The sequence below is a fragment of the Proteus sp. fly-1067 genome, from assembly GCF_040139345.1.
In the GTDB taxonomy this organism is placed as follows: Bacteria; Pseudomonadota; Gammaproteobacteria; order Enterobacterales; family Enterobacteriaceae; genus Proteus; species Proteus vulgaris_B.
Genome location: NZ_JBEEUL010000084.1, coordinates 1 through 751, shown reverse-complemented (window position 1 = coordinate 751; position 751 = coordinate 1). Strand labels below are relative to the sequence as shown.

Genomic DNA, 751 nt, shown 5'->3' with positions numbered 1-751 from the left:
ATATAGAAAGAACCGTATTTATTATTGCTTGACACATTCAATTTATCATCAATAGCAACTGTTAATTTAAAACCTGCAATATTACTCTTACTGATATCTTTTTTAATTTCAACTAACATTTTCCTTTGTGCTCTACTTAAATTATAATCATTATGTCCTTGAACAAAAGATATATTTGCTAGACCAGTATGCTTACTTATATTTCCAATATAATCTTTTTGAGCTTCACTTGGTTCACCACTTTTTGGTGTTGCATTTGGCCCAAACTTATCCTTCATCGTTGTTTTGATTTCAAACGTCACCCACTCAGGTGGCGGTGGCTCAATTTTACAAATTAAATCAATACCTTGTCCTTTTGCGTTTTGCAATGCTAACATTTTTTCGGGAACAAAGCGTTTACCCAATAAAGGATTTAATTCATTTCCATCTTTATCAAGACGGGAGGATTTGTTGGCTAATGGGGCTTTACCATAACGCGTTTTCATGAACAACTTATCAAATAGCGTGCCTTTTTTAATCTCATTAACAACGTGCTGCTCGCCGAGATACCCCACAAACTGCGCCATTTTCAAGGAAGCAAGCCCATCATAAAATAAATCAGAAGTTAATACCTTTTGTAACTCATGTTCAGACTTTAAGTTGATTTCAATGTGCCCAGTAACTCGACGTTCAGCACCATTCGGCTTACCTTGTATCCGTAACACACAACTTCCATCGGGTTTTGGGCCAAAACACGTCACAATTATGTCAT

General features: G+C 35.8%; 1 protein-coding gene. It reads right to left on the bottom strand.

Annotated elements, in window-relative coordinates:
* The coding region (locus ABN217_RS19255) for a hypothetical protein (protein WP_349459860.1) at nucleotides 1-572 on the bottom strand (572 nt) is incomplete at its 3' end.
* Nucleotides 573-751 lie beyond the last annotated feature (179 nt).